Here is a 13,663-nt window from a genome sequence, read left to right on the forward strand (position 1 = left end):
CCGCCGACGGTCGCGGCCACCGGGCGTCAGCAGGATCTGACGGACCGTCATTTCACCTCGCCCAAGATATTGACGGTGCGTCAGGTCAAGCACAGAATGCGGGGATTCCTACGGAGGGGATCCACCCATGTCGCGACCCATCCGCGCCCTGGCCGCCGCCGCGGCCGTGCTCGCGCTCGTCTCCGCCTGCAATTCCGCCTCCCCTGCCGACCGGGCGGTGCCGGGGAAGCCCGGGAGCGCGCCCGGGACCCAGCGCGGGGTGACCGACAAGAGCATCAGGGTCGGCGGGATCGTGTCGATGACCAGCGCCAGCGGATACAGCAAGAAGGACACCGACCTCGGGGCGAAGGCCCGCTACCTCCGGGCCAATGCCGAGGGCGGCGTGCACGGGCGCACGATCGACTACGTCGGCGCGGAGGACGACGGGCAGGACCCCGGGAAGAACCTGGCGGCGGCCCGCAAACTCGTCCAGCAGGACAAGGTCTTCGCCGTCGCCCCGATGAGCTCGGTGACCTTCTCCGGCGCCGACTTCCTGGAGCAGGAGAAGGTCCCCACCTTCGGCTGGGGCACCCTGCCCTCCTTCTGCGGCCCCAAGTACATCTACGGTTTCAACGGCTGCCTGGTCCCCTCCCCCGGCGGCACCCTCAACCAGACCTGGCCCGAGGGCATCGCCAAGGTCCTCGGCGGGGCCAAGGGCCGGTCGGTCGCGGTCATCGCCAACGACAGCGACGCCGGCAAGTTCGGCATCCGCACCTTCCAGCAGGGCTTCGCCGCGGCCGGGTTCACCGTCCCCTACGCCAAGGCCTCGGTGCCCGCGACGGCCGTGCCCAGCGACTGGAGCGCGTACGTCAAGGAGATCATGGAGAGCGGCGGCGGCAAGGCGCCGGACGCCGTCGTCTCGGTCATGCAGACCCCGAACAACATCGGCCTCTTCACCGCCCTCAAGCGCGCCGGCTACAAGGGCCTGATCTCCGACCCCACGGACTACGACCCCGGGCTGCTCGCCAAGGACGCCACCCGGCAGGCCCTCGAAGGGGTGCACGTCCTGCTCCAGTTCGAGCCCTTCGAGTCGGGCAGCCCGAAGATGGCGCAGTTCAAGGCCGACATCAAGGCCGCCTCGGGCGGACATGAAGTCCCCTTGAACATGCACATGCTCACCGGGTACATGTCGGCCGACCTCTTCCTCGCCATCGCCCAGAAGGCCGGCAGGGACCTCACCACCACGCACTTCCAGAACGCCGCCCAGAGCTTCTCCGACACCGGCACCCTCGTCGGCGACCGCGCCGAGCCCAAGGGCCAGAAGGACAGCTTCGGCTGCGGGGCGCTCGTACAGCTCAAGGGCGGCCGGTACGAGGTCTCCGTGCCGTTCGAGTGCCACGAGCCGATCCCCTTCAAGTAGGGCGGGCGGCATGGGCGACCTGCTCGTCTTCGTACTGAGCGGCCTGGTCTCCGGCGCCCTGTACGCACTGCTCGCCACCGGGCTGGTGCTGTCGTACTCGGCGTCCGGCCTGTTCAACTTCGCGCACGGGGCCACCGCCTACCTGTGCGCGCTCACCTTCTACGAGCTGCACTCGGGCCTGGGCTGGCCTGCCGTCCCGGCCGCCCTGCTGGTGGTGTGCGTACTCGCGCCCGGCCTCGGTTGGGGCCTGGACCGGCTGATGTTCCGCCGGCTCGCGCGGGTCGGGGAGACCGCCCAGATCGTGGCGACCATCGGCCTGCTGGTGGCGCTGCCGGCGGCCGGGCTCTGGGCGGTGGACCTGTTGACGGAGGCGGGCCTGCCGCTGAAGCCCGCCGAGAACCAGTTCGGGCTGCCCGGGGTGGGGCCGAGCCCCGCGCGCTCCTGGCAGCTCGCGGACGGCGTGGGCGTGGACTCCGACCAGCTGATCACCTGGGTGGTGACGGCGGTGGTGGCGGCCGCCCTGTGGGGGCTGCTGCGGCACACCCGGCTGGGCCTGCGGCTGCGGGCCGCCGTCGACAACCGGTCGCTGACCGAGCTGCGCGGGATCAGCGCCGACCGGTTGTCGTCGGTGGCGTGGATGATCGCCTCCGCACTGGCCGGGCTCGCCGGAGTGCTGGCCACCCCGCTGCTGGGGCTGTCGGCGCACGACTTCACCCTGTTCCTGTTCGTGTCGGCGACGGCCGCCGTGATCGGGCGGTTCGCCTCCGTACCGCTGGCCTTCGCGGGCGGGCTGGGGCTCGGGGTGGTGCAGAACCTCGTCGCCGGGTACGCCTCCTTCGCCGAGGGGATCACCGGCTTCCGCACCGCGGTGCCGTTCCTGATCCTGTTCGGCGGGCTGCTGGTGCTGACGCGGCGGGCCCGCACCGCCGGGGTGACGGCCGTGGAGCCGCCACCGCCCGACCATCTGGCCGGGGCCCCGTGGGGCCGCCGGTGGGGCGTGTGGGCGGCGGGCGCCGTCCTGCTCGGCGCGGCCTTCTACACCGTCACCACCCCGTTCTGGAGCGGGCTGCTGGCGCAGGGGCTGGCCATCGGGCTGGTGTTCATGTCCTTCACCGTCGTGACCGGCCTCGGCGCGATGGTCTCGCTGGCACAGGCCACCTTCGTCACCGGCGCCGCGCTGGTGGCGGGGCTGCTGATGAGCCGGGGCTGGCCCTTCGCGGCGGCGCTGGCGGCGGGGACCTGCGTGGCCGCCGCGCTGGGGGCGCTGGTGGCGCTGCCCGCGCTGCGCCTGGGCGGGCGCTCGCTGGCGCTGGCCACCCTGGCGCTGGCGTTCCTGGCAGACCAGGTGCTGTTCCAGATGCGGTGGCTGCGCGGCGGGGACGCGGGCTGGGCGGTGCCGAGACCGGTCATCGGACCGGTGGACCTGTCCGACGACCGGGCGCTCGGGGTGGCCCTGGTGGTGCTGGTCTCGTTGGTGGCGGCCGCGCTGGGCGCCCTGCGGAACTCCCCGTCGGGGCGGGCGATGCTGGCGGTGCGCTCCGCCCCGGCGGCGGCCATGGCGTCCGGGGTGTCCGTCCTGCGGACGAAGCTGCTGCTGTTCACCCTGTCGGCGGGGCTGGCCGGCTTCGGGGGCGTGCTGTACGCCTCGTACAACACCCGGATCACGGCCACGGACTTCACCGCCTTGACGGGGCTGGTGTGGCTGGCGGTGGTGGTCGCGGCCGGGGTGCGGAGGGCGCCGTACGCGGTGGTGGCGGGGCTGGTGTTCGCGGTGGCCCCGCGGCTGCTGTCGGACTACGTGACGGAGTCGGCGCATCTGCCGGTGATCCTCTTCGGCCTGGCCGGCCTGGCCCTGGCCAACGACCCCGACGGCTACTGCGCGGCCGGTCCGCTGCGCTGGGCCCGTGCCGGTGCCCTGGCCGGGCGGAACGGGGACGGGGCCGGGTCCCCCGGGGCGGCGACCGCCCCGGCGGCCCCCGGCCCCCGGGCGGCCCTCCGGCCCCGGGCGCGTGCGGGTGCGGGTGCGGGCGGCGGCGGGGTGCCGGGCGGCGCGGGAACGTGCGGCGGCACCGTGGCAGGCGGCGCGGGAACGCGCGACAGCGCCGTGTCAGGCGGCGCGGGTGCGGGCGGCGGTGGCGGGGTGGCGGGCGGCGGCGCAGGTGCCGGCGACACCGCCGTGGCGGGCGGCGGCGCAGGTGCGGGCGACAGCACCGTGGCGGGCGGCCGCGCGGGTGCCGACGACAGCGCCGTGGCGGGCGGCGCGGGTGCCGGCGGCGGGGTGGTGGGGGTGGAGCGCGCGCCCGGGGTGGACCCGCTGACGGGTGCCGCGGGAAGGGGCGGGGCGGGGGACGGCCCCGCCGGACCGGTCGCGCTGGAGTTGCGCGGGGTCGTCGCCGGGTACGACGGCGGGACCGTGTTGCACGGGGTGGACCTCACCGTCCGGCGCGGGGAGATCCTGGCCGTGCTCGGGCCCAACGGGGCCGGGAAGAGCACCGCCTGCCGGGTCGCGGCCGGGCTGCTGCCGGCCACGGGCGGGACGGTCGCCGTGGCCGGGCGGGACGCGACCCGTGACGGGCCCGTGCGGCGCTCGCGCGCCGGGGTGCTGCTCGCCCCCGAGGGCCGCGGGATCTTCCCCGCGCTCACCATCGAGGAGAACCTGGCCCTGTACCTGGAGGACCCCGGCGAACGGGACGCCGTGTACGGCCGGTTCCCCCGGCTGCGGGAGCGGCGCGCCGTCGCCGCCGGGGCCCTGTCGGGCGGGGAGCAGCAGATGCTCGCGCTCGCCCCGCTGCTCCAGCGCCCGCCGGCGGTGCTGATCGCGGACGAGCCCTCCCTCGGGCTCGCGCCCCGCGTCGTGGAGGAGGTGTACGCGCTGCTGACCGAGCTCCGCGACGCCGGCACCGCCCTGCTGCTGGTGGAGGAGAAGGCCGCCGAGATCCTCGGGATGGCCGACACGGTGGCCTGCCTCGCACAGGGCCGGGTCTCCTGGTGCGGCCCGCGGGCCGAGGTGGAGGAGGACCGGCTGACCGAGGCCTACCTGGGGATGGCGCCATGAGCGGTGGTACGGGCGGGTACGTGCTCCGTGCGAGCGGGATCGGCGTGAGCTTCGGCGGGGTCCGGGCGCTGGCCGGGGTGGACCTCGGGGTCCGGGCCGGGGAGGTGTGCGGGCTGATCGGGCCGAACGGGGCCGGGAAGACCACCCTGTTCGACGTGCTGTCGGGGATCCGGCGCCCCGACCGGGGGCGGATCCTGCTCGACGGGGCGGACATCACCCGCCGCTCCCCCGTGTGGCGGGCCCGGCACGGGATGCGCCGCACCTTCCAGCGGCAGCAGCTGTTCGGGCAGTTGAGCGTGGCCGACAACGTGCTGGTCGCCCAGGAGTGGCGGGGCGGTGGGGGCGGCCCGGCCGCCGACCTGCTGGCCCTGCCCTCCCGCCGGGCCCGGGAGCGGGCGCGGCGGGAGCGGGGCGGGCGGGTGCTGGCGGACTGCGGGATCGGCGCGCTCGGGTCCTCGTACGCGGGCGGGCTGCCGGTCGGGCAGGCCCGGATGGTGGAACTGGCCCGCGCGGTGGCGGACCCGCCGGGGGTGCTGCTGCTCGACGAGCCCGCGTCGGGGATGTCGGCGCCGGAACGGGAGCAGCTCGCCGGGGTGGTGCGGCGGCTGGCGGCGGAGGGCTGCGCGGTGCTGCTGGTGGAGCACGACGTGGCGTTCGTGATGGGCCTCTGCACCCGGGTCGTCGTCCTGGACCTGGGCTCCGTCCTCGCCGAGGGCGCCCCGGCCGAGGTCCGAGCGGACCGGCGCGTGCGGGAGGCCTACCTGGGGTCGGCGTAGCGGCGGCCCGGGCGCACGCCCCGGCGGCCGTACGGGTGGCGGGGCGGGGTGCGGGGCCGGTGGCGGGAATAGGCTGGGCGGGAGGCCGGTTGCCGCCCCCGTACGCCGTACCCCGTGGTGCGGCGCCGCCACACCGCACCACCGACCCGAGGGAACGACCAGACGTGAACCAGGTGCCCGCCGTCACGCTCAACAACGGCACGTCCATGCCCCAGCTCGGCTACGGCGTCTGGCAGGTGCCGGACTCCGAGGCGGAGAAGGCCGTCTCGACCGCGCTGGAGGCCGGCTACCGCAGCGTCGACACGGCGGCGGCCTACGGCAACGAGCGCGGCACCGGCAAGGCCCTCGCCGCCTCCGGGGTCCCGCGCGAGGAGCTCTTCGTCACCACCAAGCTGTGGAACAGCTCCAGGCACCGGTGGGGCCGGGACGAGACGCTGCGCGCCTTCGACGATTCCCTCGGCAAGCTGCGCCTCGACCACGTCGACCTGTACCTGATCCACTGGCCGCGCCCCATGCGCGACGACTTCCTGACCATCTGGAAGACCTTCGAGGAGATCGCGGCGAGCGGCCGGGCCCGGGCGGTCGGGGTGTCGAACTTCCGTTCCGAGGACCTGGAGCGGCTGCGCGAGGTGAGTCCGCTGGTCCCGGCGGTGAACCAGATCGAGCTGCACCCGCTGTTCCCGCAGGCCGGACTGAGGGAGCTGCACGCCTCCCTCGGCATCGCCACCGAGGCCTGGTCCCCGCTGGGCCAGGGCAAGGAGCTCCTCGGTCTTCCGGCGGTGGCCTCGGTCGCCGCCAAGCACGGCCGCAGCGCCGCGCAGGTGGTGCTGCGCTGGCACCTCCAGCTGGGGAACGTGGTGATCCCGAAGTCGGTGACGCCTTCCCGGATCCGCGAGAACCTGGACGTCTTCGGCTTCGAGCTGGACGCCGAGGACCTGGCGGCGCTGGACGCGCTGGGCGCCGGCGGGCACCGGATCGGGCCGGATCCGGCCGTGTTCGACAACTGAGGCGCGGGTGAGCCTCGAAGACGGGACCTACCGGATCCGCAACGTGGACAGCGGGCTCGTGCTCCAGCTGGAGGGCGCCTCGCGGGTACGGGTGGGCCCCGACGGGCCGCCCGCTCCGGCGGCCGCCCGGCGGTGGCGGATCTCCGCGGTGCACAGCGGTGGCGGGGTCTTCCACGTGGTGAGCGAGGACAACGGCCGGCGCCTGGACGTGGCGAACGCCTCGACGGAGAGCGGGGCCCGGGTGCAGGTGTGGCGGGCCAACGCCTTCGGCGCCCAGGAGTGGCTGGTGGAGGAGCACCTGGACGATCCGGGGGTGGTGTCGCTGGTGGCGTGCATCAGCGGGCTGCCGCTGGAGGCCGACGGCGAGGGCCGGGCCCGGCAGGGCGAGGACACCGACTCGCCCTCCCAGTGGTGGCGGCTGGAGCCCGTCTGACGCCCGTCAGCTCGCCCCGTGCGCGGGGGCCAGGGCCTCGACGCGTTCGGCGAGGCCGAAGTCCTTCTCGGTGACGGCACCGCCGGCGTCGTGGCTGTTCACCGCGAGGCGGACGGTGTTGTAGCCGAGGGTGAGCTCCGAGTGGTGGTTCAGGTCGTCCTGGACCGCGCAGATGTGGGCGACCAGGGCGCTCGCGGCCCGGTGGGTGTCCACGCGGTAGGTGCGCTCGATCCGGTCGTCGCCGAAGGACCAGCCGGGGAGTTCCCGGAGCCGGTCCTCGATCTCCTTCTGCGAAAGCGGTTCGCTCGGCATCCGCTGTCTCCTTCCCCGTGTTCGTGCCCGTCATCCCGTGATGTGCTGTCAGTTTTCCACGGCGTGCGCCGTGGTGAACCTTTCCCGCCATAGTGCGCCCGGGTGCTTCACGACGCTTCCGGGCCTCCGCCGCGCACCCTATGATCCAGCGCCGGACCAAGCATTACCACCGGTAACAAGGAGGCGGGGCATGGCCGGCACGGGTGACACGGGCGGGACGGGAAGCGCGGGAACCCCGGGAAGCTCCAGGCGCACGTTCATCGCGGGCGCGGCGGCGGCCGCGGGCACCCTCCCCGCCCTGGGCGCCCTCGCGGCCCCGGCCGCGGCGGCCGCCGCCGGCCCGCCGGCCCCGGCCGGGCGCTCCGTCGCCGTCCTGGGCGGCGGCGTGGCCGGGCTGACGGCCGCGCACGAGCTCGCGGAACGCGGCTACGCCGTCACCGTGTACGAACGCCGGGCGCTCGGCGGCAAGGCCCGCAGCATGGACGTGCCGGGCAGCGCCCGGGGCGGCCGCAGACCCCTGCCGGCCGAGCACGGGTTCCGTTTCATCCCGGGGATCTACCACAACCTCCCGGACACCATGCGGCGCATCCCCTTCCCCGGCAACGCGAACGGCGTCTGGGACAACCTCGTGGCCCCGCCGGAGATGATGTTCGCCCGGGCGGGCGGCCGCGAGGACCTGCGCGCGCCGATCCCCTGGCCCGGCCACTCCCCCGCCGGGCTGACCCCGGAGGAGCTGCGGCGGGCCATGACCGGGATGCTGGAGTCCCTGGTCCGGCTGCCCGCGCACGAGACCGCGTACTTCGTCAACCGGGTGCTGGTCTTCCTCACCAGCTGCGACGAGCGCCGCGACGAGGTGTGGGAGCGCACCCCCTGGTGGGAGTTCACCCGGGCCGCGCGGATGTCGGGCGAGTACCAGCGCATCCTGGCCGTGGGCATCACCCGCAACATCGTGGCCACCAAGGCCGAGGAGGCCTCGACCCGTACGGTCGGCACCCTCGGGGAGGCCTTCGTCTGCAACGCCCTCGGCCAGGGCGCGGACGGCCCGCCGGACCGGATCCTGAACCTGCCGACCAACGAGGCGTGGATCGACCCGTGGGAGCGCCACCTGCGCTCCCTCGGCGTGGAGTTCAGGATCGGCTGGACCGTCCAGGAGGTGCGGTACGCGGACGGCCGCGTGAGCGGGGTCGCGGTCCTCGACCCGGACGGGGCCCGGCGGACCGTCACCGCCGACCACTACGTCAGCGCCCTGCCCGTGGAGCACGCCCGCCGCACCTGGAGCCCGGCGCTGCGGGCCGCGGACCCCATGCTCGGGCGCTGCGACCGGCTGCGGACCGACTGGATGACCGGCATCCAGTTCTATCTGACCGAGCGCGCCCCGCTGGTGCACGGACACCTCAACTGCATCGACTCGCCGTGGTCGTTGACGGCGATCCAGCAGGCCGAGCACTGGCCGGCCCGCGACTTCCCGGCCGACTACGGCGACGGCACGGCCGTGGACTGCCTGTCGGTGGACATCTCCGAGTGGGACAAGCCCGGGATCCTGTACGGGAAGACGGCCAAGCAGTGCACCCGGGAGGAGGTGGCGCGGGAGGTGTGGGCGCAGCTGAAGGCCTCCCTCAACGACACGGGGAAGACCCTGCTGGCCGACCGCACCCTGCACTCGTGGTTCCTGGACCCGGGCGTGGACGGCCTGGGCACTCCGGAGCCCACGAACCAGGACGAGCTGCTGATCCACCCGACCGGCACCTTCCACGACCGGCCGAGCGCGGGAACCCGTATCCCCAACTTCTTCCTCAGCGGGGACTACGTGGCCGTCGACATCGACCTGGCGACGATGGAGGGCGCGAACGCCTCGGCCCGCGCGGCCGTCAACGCCCTTCTGGACCGGGAGGGTTCGGGGGCGGCGCGGTGCGCGGTCATCCCGCGCCACCGTCCCCCGGAGCTGGAGTCCGCGAAGCGGCACGACCTGTGGCGCTACCGCCTCGGCCTGCGGAACGTCTTCGACCTGGGCTGAACGGCGAGGCCCCGCTCGACTACGGTCGCGGCCATGACCACCACGACCTCCTCGGTGCCCACGGTCGGCGCCCTGCTCCGGGCCTGGCGGGAGCGGCGCGGGATCAGCCAGCTGGAACTGGCGGGCCGCGCCGACTCCTCGTCCCGCCACATCAGCTTCATCGAGACCGGCCGGTCCCGGCCGAGCGAGGAGATGGTGCTGCGGCTCGCCGACCGGCTCGACGTGCCGGTGCGGGAGCGCAACGCACTGCTGCTCGCGGCGGGTTACGCCCCGCGCTACGCGCACACGGCGCTGGACGACCCGGCCATGGAGACCCTGCGCGAGGGAATGCAGCGGCTGCTGACCGGCTACGAGCCCTACCCGGCGCTGGTCGTCGACGCCGTGTACGACGTGGTGGCCGCCAACCGGGGCATCGCCATGCTGCTGGACGGGCTGCCGGAGCACCTGCTGACGCCCCCGCTGAACGCCATGCGGATCACCCTCCACCCGGAGGGCCTCGCCCCGCGCATCCGCAACCTCGCGGAGTGGCGCGGGCACCTGCTGGCCCAGATGCGGCGGCAGATCGCGCTGGCCCGCTCCGCGCCGCTGCGCGAGCTGTACGAGGAGGTGTCCGCGTATCCGGTGGGCGAGCGGCCGGGCGACCGCGAACCGGAGGAGCCCGTCCCGTACATCGCGCTCCCGCTGGTGATCGAGCACGACGGGCACCTGCTGTCTTTCGTGTCGTCGATCGCGACCTTCAACACGCCGATGGACGTGACCGTCGCCGAGCTGGCCATCGAGACGCTCCTCCCGGCCGACCCGGCGACGGTGAAGTACCTGCGCTCACTGGGCCCCTGAGCCCTGGCCGGCCGAGCGCAGCGCCAGCTGCTGGAGGAGCGCGAACGATGCCACGGCGAGGGCCTGCGCCGGGATCCACACCGCGCCGGCCGTGGTCGGCTGGAACCAGGCGGCGACGGAGACCAGACTGAGGGCGGCCCACGCGTAGTTGGCCTCGATGACGAACCTCACCGGGAAGATCGGCGGCCGGCGGCGCGAGGCCAGCCAGCCGACTCCCGCGCCGTACGCGGTCAGGAAGAGGCCGAGTTCGAAGAGGGTGGTCTGGCCGACGCCGAGGAGCCGGCCGAGCGGGGCGGAGAAGGCCGCGTAGGCGAGGCCGTTGCCGGTGGTGACCACGGCGTCGAGGGCGAGGAAGCGGCGCAGCGCGGTCTGCGGGACGGTGGTGCGGGCGATGCTGCCGAGCAGGGTCGCGGACATGGCGGTTCAGCCTCCATCGGGGTTCGTACGTGCTGGTGGGGGCGGGTCCCGGAGCCGAGTGCGCGGCCCCGGAACCCGATGCCCCCACTGTGCCGCCGGGCCCCGGACGTGGTCGATTACCTCGGGGGTCATGGCGGTTGCCGCACGGTGTGCGCGGCCGCGAGTGTGGGGGATGCGGTGGTTGGGGGCGGGGGCGGCGGCTAGGCTTCACCGCACCGAACCACCGACCCGAACGCCTTGTCGACGGCCGCGCGCCCGGACCTTACCGCCGAGGGGGAAGCGCCATGAGGACCACACGGACCATGCGGAAGCTCGGCGCCGAGCTGACGGCGGAGGCGCGGCTCACGGCGCCGGCCGGGGCCGACGCGATCATCGGGGGCCTCTGCGCGGCCTTCGGGCGCCGTCGCGGCGGCCGGCCGGTGGAGTTCCGCTTCGCCCCGTTCCCGCCGGAGACCGCGAGCGGGCTGTGGCTGGAGCTGGAGGAACGCGACCTGGTCGTCGTGGAGGCCCGCACCCGGCCCGAGCACCAACTGGTGATCGCCTGCCACGAGCTGTGGCACATCGAGGAGGGCGCCTGCGACGGCCACGGCCCCGGTATGGCGGTGGCCGCCCGCCTGACGGGCCCGCACGGCAGCCTCGCGGAACTGCTGCGCGCGGACTCCGCGCTGGACTCGGTGGTCCGTCAGGCGGCCGCCCGCGCCGACCGGGAGGATCCGGCCGAGGTCCGGGCCGAGACCTTCGGCCTGCACCTCGGCAAGATCCTGAAGGCGTTCCTGCCCCCGCCCCGGCAGGAGCCGATCCCGGACGGGATCGAGCGCATCCAGTCCTCGCTGGGCTGGAACCGCTGACCGCGTCCCGCCCGCGCACTCCCCCCTGGTCCGAGAGAAAGCACCGCACGATGCCCCCCACCCCCGCCCCGGTCCTCCGTACCGACGCCCCCGGCCGTCCGCGGTGAAGGACGGCCTGCCGCTCTACCTGGCGGGATCGGTGCTGGTACTGGCCCTGCTGATCAAGGCCCCGGCCCTGCGCCGGGGCTGGGACCAGCCGCTGATGCGGGCCGTGTGCGCGCTGCTGGTGGTCGGCTGCCTGCTCACCTTCCTGGCGCCCCCGCCCTCCCTCGCGGCGGTCAACCGGCTCACCGGGGTGGTCAACTTCGCCGCCCCGCTGGTGTACGGCGTGCTGACGGCCTTCTCGGGGGCCTCCATCGTGCTGATCCTGCACTGGGCGGGGGGTCCGGCGGCGCAGCTGCGGCGGGCGACCTGGGCGACGGTGGGGGTGTTCAGCGCGGTCACCGTGCTGATCGTGGTCTTCTTCGTGGTCGGGGACGCGCACGTGGAGCGGCTGCGGGACCTGGACACGTACTACGCGAACACGCCGTGGCTGCGCGAGATGATCGTCTGCTACCTGCTGGCGCACACCGTCGGCAGCGCCGCGCTGAGCCTGCTCTGCCTGAAGTGGATGCTGCGGGTGGATCCCGCGCTGCGGCCGCTGCGGACCGGGCTGGCGCTGCTGACCCTCGGCGGGGTGCTGGACCTCGGTTACCTCGTCGCGAAGTGGGCCGCCGTCGGGGCGCGCTGGGCCGGCCGCGACTGGGACGGCCTGTCCACGTACGCGGCCCCGCCGCTCGCGTCGGCGGCGGCGCTGCTGGTGGGTACCGGGTTCATCGTCCCGATGGTCGGCGGCTCGGAGGCCTGGCGGGACTTCAGCCAGTACCGGCGGCTGCGCCCGCTGTGGAAGGCCCTGCGCGGATTCGCCCACCTCAGTGTGGCGAGGGTGCCGCTGACCTGGTGGTCGCCGGTCGGGATCCGGCTGATCCACCGAGAGTCGGTGATCGACGACGGGCTGCTGGCCCTGGCGAGCTGGTTCGACCCCGCCGTGCGGGCGGAAGCGTACGGGGCCGCCCGCCGCCAGGGCCTGGCCGAGGCGGGCGCCTCCGTGGTGGCGGACGCGGCCATGCTCGCCGCCGCCTGCCGGTCACGGGCCGCCGCCGAACGGTCCGGCACCCCGGGCGCCGGCTCCGCGGAACCCGCCCCGTACCGCCTCGACGGGCAGCCCCTGGCCGCGCTCGCCCGGGAGTTCCGCAGCTCGCCGATCGTGGAAGCGGCCCGCCGGGGGCTGCCGGTCGGCCAGGAGGCCGGCTAGGGGGTGCCGGGGGCCGGCTCGCGGGAGAGCCACGCCCCGTACGCGCGGACCCTGCGCCGGTGCCGGAGGGAGTCCGCGGTGAAGATCCAGCGCGGTGAGACGCGCGCGCGGGGTTCCAGCCCCCGGGCCAGCCGGTCCAGCTGGAAGCGCACGAGGGCCAGCGTGCCCGCGGCGGCCAGGCTCCGGTCCCGCCAGGCGAGCCGGGGCACGGCCACCCGTACGTCCTCGCCGGCGCGCCAGCGCGCGGGCAGGTCGGGGCGCAGGGCCAGGGCGGAGGCCATGCCGACGACGGCGACGCCGCGGGCCAGGGCCTTCTCGGCGGTGTCGCGGCGGGTGATGCCGCCGGTCAGCATCAGCGGCACGGCCGCGGTCTCCAGCAGGCGCTCCGCGAGGGAGAGGAAGTAGGCCTCCCGCTCCAGGGTCCGCTGGTCGGTGGTGTGGCCCATGCTGGCGGGGCTCTCCACGGTGCCGCCGGACAGCTCGACCAGGTCCACGCCGAGGCCGGCGAGGGCCTTGATGACCTGGGCGGCCTCCTCGCTGTCGAAGCCGCCGCGCTGGAAGTCGGCGGCGTTCAGCTTCACCCCGATCGCGAAGCCGTCCGAGACCCGGTCGCGGACGGCGGCGAGGATCTGCGTGAGCATCCGGACGCGGTTGTCCAGGCTGCCGCCCCAGCGGTCGGTGCGCCGGTTGACGAGCGGGGAGAGGAACTGGCTGAGGAGGTAGCCGTGCGCGGCGTGGACCTGTACGCCGTGGAAGCCCGCTTCCTCGGCCCGCCGGGCGGTGAGGGCGAACCGGGCGATCGTCGCCTCGATGTCGGCCTCGGTCATGGCGGTGGGGCGGGCGAAGCGCTTGGTGTGCCGGCCGAGGCGGATGGGGACGGCGGAGGGGGCCCAGGCGGTGCCGGGCATGTCGGAGCCGACCTGCCGGCCGGGGTGGTTGATCTGCATCCAGACCCGGGCGTCGCCCGAGGTCGCGGCCGCGGCCCAGCGGCGGAAGGGCTCCAGCGGGGAGTCCTCGTCGAGGACGACGGTGGCCGGGGAGGTCAGGGCCCGGCGGTCGACCATCACGTTGCCGGTGATGACCAGGCCGGCGCCGCCGCGCGCCCAGCGGGCGTACAGCCGCTCCATGCGCCCGTCGGGGAGCTGGCCGGGCTGGGCGGCGAGGCTCTCTTCCATGGCGGCCTTGGCGAGACGGTTGGGAAGGGTGGTGCCCCCCGGCAGGTCGAGCGGTGCGAACAGGTCCATCCGAGTCCCCCAAGCTTGTGGCGCGGC

12 protein-coding genes are annotated in these 13,663 nt (G+C 74.8%); 9 read left to right on the plus strand and 3 right to left on the minus strand.

All coding sequences use genetic code 11. The features are described 5' to 3' along the window. Positions 1 to 127: 127 nt before the first annotated feature. The 5 genes from ACZ597_RS15890 to ACZ597_RS15910 all read left to right on the plus strand — a co-directional run bounded on the left by ACZ597_RS15890 (position 128) and on the right by ACZ597_RS15910 (position 6,670). Positions 128 to 1,399, plus strand: a complete 1,272-nt coding sequence (locus tag ACZ597_RS15890; protein ID WP_471329645.1) for an ABC transporter substrate-binding protein — start codon at positions 128 to 130, stop codon at positions 1,397 to 1,399. A gap of 10 nt (positions 1,400 to 1,409) precedes the next feature. After that, complete coding sequence (locus ACZ597_RS15895; RefSeq protein WP_471329648.1) at positions 1,410 to 4,454, plus strand: ABC transporter permease subunit; 3,045 nt, start codon at positions 1,410 to 1,412, stop codon at positions 4,452 to 4,454. Further along, a complete protein-coding gene (locus tag ACZ597_RS15900) occupies positions 4,451 to 5,230 on the plus strand; it encodes an ABC transporter ATP-binding protein (protein ID WP_471329651.1) in 780 nt (259 codons plus the stop codon). Before ACZ597_RS15895 ends, ACZ597_RS15900 begins: the two co-directional genes overlap by 4 nt. 164 nt (positions 5,231 to 5,394) lie before the next feature. Next, positions 5,395 to 6,237 (plus strand): aldo/keto reductase, encoded by an 843-nt coding sequence (locus tag ACZ597_RS15905; RefSeq protein WP_471329654.1) that lies wholly within the window; start codon positions 5,395 to 5,397, stop codon positions 6,235 to 6,237. A 7-nt stretch (positions 6,238 to 6,244) separates the two neighbouring features. Beyond that, positions 6,245 to 6,670 carry an RICIN domain-containing protein gene (locus ACZ597_RS15910; protein WP_471329657.1) on the plus strand — a complete coding sequence of 142 codons (426 nt, stop codon included), beginning with the start codon at positions 6,245 to 6,247 and terminating at the stop codon, positions 6,668 to 6,670. A 6-nt stretch (positions 6,671 to 6,676) separates the two neighbouring features. Here the strand turns inward: ACZ597_RS15910 and ACZ597_RS15915 are convergent, their stop codons facing one another. Further along, a complete protein-coding gene (locus ACZ597_RS15915; protein WP_471329660.1) occupies positions 6,677 to 6,982 on the minus strand; it encodes a 4a-hydroxytetrahydrobiopterin dehydratase in 306 nt (101 codons plus the stop codon). 190 nt (positions 6,983 to 7,172) lie between these two features. Here ACZ597_RS15915 and ACZ597_RS15920 point away from each other — a divergent pair, with 190 nt between their 5' ends. Together ACZ597_RS15920 and ACZ597_RS15925 are read left to right on the plus strand one after the other, a co-directional pair. Beyond that, the gene (locus tag ACZ597_RS15920; RefSeq protein ID WP_471329663.1) at positions 7,173 to 8,996 is read left to right on the plus strand and encodes a hydroxysqualene dehydroxylase; all 1,824 of its coding nucleotides are present in this window, start codon (positions 7,173 to 7,175) and stop codon (positions 8,994 to 8,996) included. Between the two features lie 33 nt (positions 8,997 to 9,029). After that, positions 9,030 to 9,833, plus strand: coding sequence for a helix-turn-helix domain-containing protein (locus tag ACZ597_RS15925; RefSeq protein WP_471329666.1), 804 nt, complete (start codon positions 9,030 to 9,032; stop codon positions 9,831 to 9,833). On the opposite strand, the gene ACZ597_RS15930 is transcribed toward ACZ597_RS15925, so the two are convergent. Then, positions 9,819 to 10,250, minus strand: coding sequence for a hypothetical protein (locus ACZ597_RS15930; RefSeq protein ID WP_471329669.1), 432 nt, complete (start codon positions 10,248 to 10,250; stop codon positions 9,819 to 9,821). The genes ACZ597_RS15925 and ACZ597_RS15930 overlap by 15 nt on opposite strands. A gap of 284 nt (positions 10,251 to 10,534) precedes the next feature. On the opposite strand from ACZ597_RS15930, the gene ACZ597_RS15935 reads away from it, so the two are divergent. Then, complete coding sequence (locus ACZ597_RS15935; protein WP_471329671.1) at positions 10,535 to 11,098, plus strand: toxin-antitoxin system, toxin component; 564 nt, start codon at positions 10,535 to 10,537, stop codon at positions 11,096 to 11,098. Positions 11,099 to 11,201: 103 nt separating this feature from the next. After that, the gene (locus tag ACZ597_RS15940) at positions 11,202 to 12,392 is read left to right on the plus strand and encodes an MAB_1171c family putative transporter (protein WP_471329674.1); all 1,191 of its coding nucleotides are present in this window, start codon (positions 11,202 to 11,204) and stop codon (positions 12,390 to 12,392) included. Here the strand turns inward: ACZ597_RS15940 and ACZ597_RS15945 are convergent. Further along, positions 12,389 to 13,636, minus strand: coding sequence for an NADH:flavin oxidoreductase/NADH oxidase family protein (locus tag ACZ597_RS15945; protein ID WP_471329677.1), 1,248 nt, complete (start codon positions 13,634 to 13,636; stop codon positions 12,389 to 12,391). The genes ACZ597_RS15940 and ACZ597_RS15945 overlap by 4 nt on opposite strands. Between the last annotated feature and the right edge of the window lie 27 nt (positions 13,637 to 13,663).

The organism is Streptomyces sp. NPDC040718 (assembly GCF_055593565.1).

Excerpts from the sequence above, each read along its gene's own strand:
- ACZ597_RS15890 (WP_471329645.1), top strand. The coding sequence starts at position 128 with ATGTCGCGACCCATCCGCGCCCTGGCCGCCGCCGCGGCCGTGCTCGCG.
- ACZ597_RS15895 (WP_471329648.1), top strand. The coding sequence starts at position 1,410 with ATGGGCGACCTGCTCGTCTTCGTACTGAGCGGCCTGGTCTCCGGCGCC.
- ACZ597_RS15900 (WP_471329651.1), top strand. The coding sequence starts at position 4,451 with ATGAGCGGTGGTACGGGCGGGTACGTGCTCCGTGCGAGCGGGATCGGC.
- ACZ597_RS15915 (WP_471329660.1), bottom strand. The coding sequence starts at position 6,982 with ATGCCGAGCGAACCGCTTTCGCAGAAGGAGATCGAGGACCGGCTCCGG.
- ACZ597_RS15920 (WP_471329663.1), top strand. The coding sequence starts at position 7,173 with ATGGCCGGCACGGGTGACACGGGCGGGACGGGAAGCGCGGGAACCCCG.
- ACZ597_RS15925 (WP_471329666.1), top strand. The coding sequence starts at position 9,030 with ATGACCACCACGACCTCCTCGGTGCCCACGGTCGGCGCCCTGCTCCGG.
- ACZ597_RS15930 (WP_471329669.1), bottom strand. The coding sequence starts at position 10,250 with ATGTCCGCGACCCTGCTCGGCAGCATCGCCCGCACCACCGTCCCGCAG.
- ACZ597_RS15935 (WP_471329671.1), top strand. The coding sequence starts at position 10,535 with ATGAGGACCACACGGACCATGCGGAAGCTCGGCGCCGAGCTGACGGCG.
- ACZ597_RS15945 (WP_471329677.1), bottom strand. The coding sequence starts at position 13,636 with ATGGACCTGTTCGCACCGCTCGACCTGCCGGGGGGCACCACCCTTCCC.